The sequence below is a fragment of the Niveispirillum fermenti genome (assembly GCF_048066175.1).
Lineage (GTDB): Bacteria > Pseudomonadota > Alphaproteobacteria > Azospirillales > Azospirillaceae > Niveispirillum > Niveispirillum fermenti.
Genome location: NZ_JBLTXA010000079.1, coordinates 1 through 3199, shown reverse-complemented (window position 1 = coordinate 3199; position 3199 = coordinate 1). Strand labels below are relative to the sequence as shown.

General features: G+C 54.0%; 2 protein-coding genes. Both read left to right on the top strand.

The genetic code is table 11. The features are described from left to right. The coding region (locus ACM9LZ_RS25655) for a glycosyltransferase family 4 protein (protein ID WP_416622342.1) at positions 1-1441 on the top strand (1441 nt) is incomplete at its 5' end. 124 nt (positions 1442-1565) lie between these two features. Next, a complete protein-coding gene (locus ACM9LZ_RS25650) occupies positions 1566-3077 on the top strand; it encodes a class I SAM-dependent methyltransferase (protein ID WP_416622341.1) in 1512 nt (503 codons plus the stop codon). Positions 3078-3199: the final 122 nt, after the last annotated feature.

Below are 3199 nucleotides of genomic sequence, written 5' to 3'. Positions count from 1 at the left end.
TAAGGCGCCCGTGACCATGTTGACAATTGAGCTTCCGCAGGGGTCGACGATGGTACCTCGGCTGAAACAGCCTAGTGCTATTTTTGATGCACTCTCGCTGATTCACCGCATGCGCGCTTCACCATTTCGGGATGCTGCGTTCGGGAAGTGGGAGCACAGGGTCAATGGTATCCCATTCCGCGGGAACGAATATACGATTCCGCGGCGTCTTTGCCAGGGCGCCCCACTGATGGCGCGAGTTCCCGACGGACAACGCCATGTCGGCTTCCTCCTCCCACTTGTCGAATTCGGCGGTGTCGAGAAGGTCGCGCTGCAGATGGCTAGGGGCCTGAAGGCACATGGTTGGGTGCCGCATGCCTTCGTTTTCGATAGCGACGACATCTCTCTGACCAGCGATTGGGCGGGCGTGTTTGAAACGACGCACCTGCTGGTCGACCCGACGTTTTCTCCCTGGGGCGGCGGGGCCAATAGCTATCTCGGCACGAACATCCCAAACTGGGCGCAAGCTGGGTGCCAGGGGCCTGTGCTGGGCATGCTGCATTGGCTTGATGCGGCAATCAACTTCCACAGCGGGGCGATTGCGGGCATCATGGGACAGTTGCGGCGAATGGGGGTGAAAACGCTGAATTCGCTGCATCTTAATGACCTGACTGCGATGGGGCGGCCGGTGGGCAACACTTATCTTGGCCTTGCCTATGAGCACGCTTTCGATTATTTCGTGCCTTGCTCATACCAATTGGGCGACTGGCTGCACAGCATGGGTGTGCCGAGAGACAAGATCCTAGTCGTGCAGAATGGGCCCGGGTTCGAGATCGCGCCGGAGGTGACCGCCCGAGGCATAGCGGCGCGCAAGGCCCGTGATCCTTCTGATCCCTTGCGTGTGCTCTATCTCGGACGGCTCGATCGGCAAAAAGGGATCGACCGTCTGGCCGAGGTCATCAGCCGGTCCAGGGCCGAGGGGTTGAACCTCGAATGGCGGGTGCTAGGTAAGGCCCTGATGGTGGACGATGCGCTGCCCGTGCCTGCCGAGGTGGCCGCTGTGCTGGAATCCCCGGTCGTGCGCCCCGAAGATCTGGCGGCAGCCTATGCCTGGGCAGATGTCGTCGTGCTCCTCTCACGCTACGAGGGGCTGCCGCTTACGGTGCTGGAGGCGATGCGCGCGGGCGCGGTTATCATTGCAACCGATATGGGGGCAACAGCTGAGGTCGTGACGGACGGCGAAACCGGCATCCTCGTGCCCGATGTCACGGCGGCTACGGATTGCCTGCAAGCCTTGCGCATCCTGTCGCTGGACAGGAATACGCTGGCGGCTATCTCCGAAAAAGCCTATGCTGAGTTGCAGAACAGGGATTGGAGAACAGCGACGGCACCGTTGGCCAGGGCGCTGGGAACCCGAGTGGACTCCTGTCGAACGAAAGAAGGAGGCAGTGACGTGATCTAGATAAATTATATTATTCGGAAAGCGGTGCGGCAAGAAATGGTGGGGCGACTTAGCGCGGACGTGTGAGTTATCTCGCTTGATTTTTCTTGATCTTGATCCAATGCAAGTAAGGTTCTAACTTGAAATGAGCAGGGCTCCCTGGATTATTGATTTTGGCGCTTTTCACGGACAAGATGCGCGCTTCTATCTTGAGAAAGGCTTCCTTGTCCTTTCTGTAGAAGCGAACCCATCTGCTGCGGCAAAAGCGTTTGAGCTGAATCAGGCTTATGCGAAGGCAGGGCGTTTCAGGCTACTCAATATCGCAATAGACACGGCTCCGGGCGAAATTGACTTCTTTGTCCACGATCACGGGGATTGGTCATCTGCTGAAAAAAATACACGATTCACTGCAGAAAACTCCAAAGTGATCAAGGTGTCCGCGACCCCAGCATCCGAGATATTTCGGATCTACGGCATCCCCTACTACGTCAAGATCGACATTGAGGGGAGGGACATTGAAGTTATCCGCGCCATATGTTCACTGCCGGAAAAACCGTTGCATGTTTCCTATGAGTTAGGAGCATCCACTGTCATTGCCTCGGAAATGCTGCACAAGGCTGGATACACCGAGTTTTCCCTTTCGCCTCAGGGTAACCATGGGAAGCTTGTCGCTCCGAATCCTCCGCTTGAAGGCGATTTTGTCGAATTTCGCTTTACCGGATATCATTCCGGGCCTTTCGGACGCGAAGTCCCCGATGGGTGGTATGGACGAGAGGAACTTCTAGAGAAGATAGCAGCCATAGATCACTCTAAAGGATTGGGCAGATGGTGGGATGTTCATGCGAGATTGCGCGAACCAGAACACGATAGCTACGTTCATTTTTCTAGGTCTCCGTTTGTAGAAGAGAAGTCAATGCCCTGCGAGCTGGTGCTGGAACAAGATCAGGAAAATCGTGGTGTGGCAGGAGGAGGGAAGAATCCTGCAAGTGAACAACGAATCGCAGACAAGCATCAGCAGCTCAACATTCCGCATCTCGCTGCCGCAGTCCATGATGTCGCAAAGGACTGGAAGGCTGCAAAGTATTACGACGATGCTGAGGCATCTATCGACAGTCAGTGGAATCGGTTTATTTGGCCGTCAATCAATTGTTGTTCGTTTGACTATGTTGTTGATTTGGCGTGTGGACATGGCAGAAATACTGCCAAGTTAGCGGAAATCTCAAAGAAAGTTGTTGCTATAGATGTGAACTCGGAAAACGTTGAATACTGCACGGAGCGTTTTCGGAGTCGCGAAAACGTCATCGTGCGCCAGACCGACGGAACAACGCTCGCTGGCGTGCCTGATGAGGTCGTGAGCCTGGTATACTGTTTTGATGCGATGGTGCATTTTGATTCGGATGTCGTTCGCGAATACATAAAAGAGATACGGCGTGTGCTGCGAGTTGGTGGGCACGCCTTTCTGCACCATTCGGCAATGGACAAGAATCCAGTGGGATCATTTCGAAACAATCCTGGATGGCGTAACTATATGTCTCCCTCACTCATGGCGCATTGGGCAAACAAAAGCGGCTTGTCAGTTGCCAATCAAGTGATGCTCGATTGGCGAGGCGATGGAGTAGTCTTGGATTGCTTGACTTTTCTAAAGCGATGGAAATAATTTTGAAGACTGAATAATCCACCATATGTCATTTTTGGGAAACGCAGGCGGATTTGAATAATACCAATTCCCATTGATGAAGACTCATTTTGGGGATTCCCCTTGAACGTTGGTTCTGATTC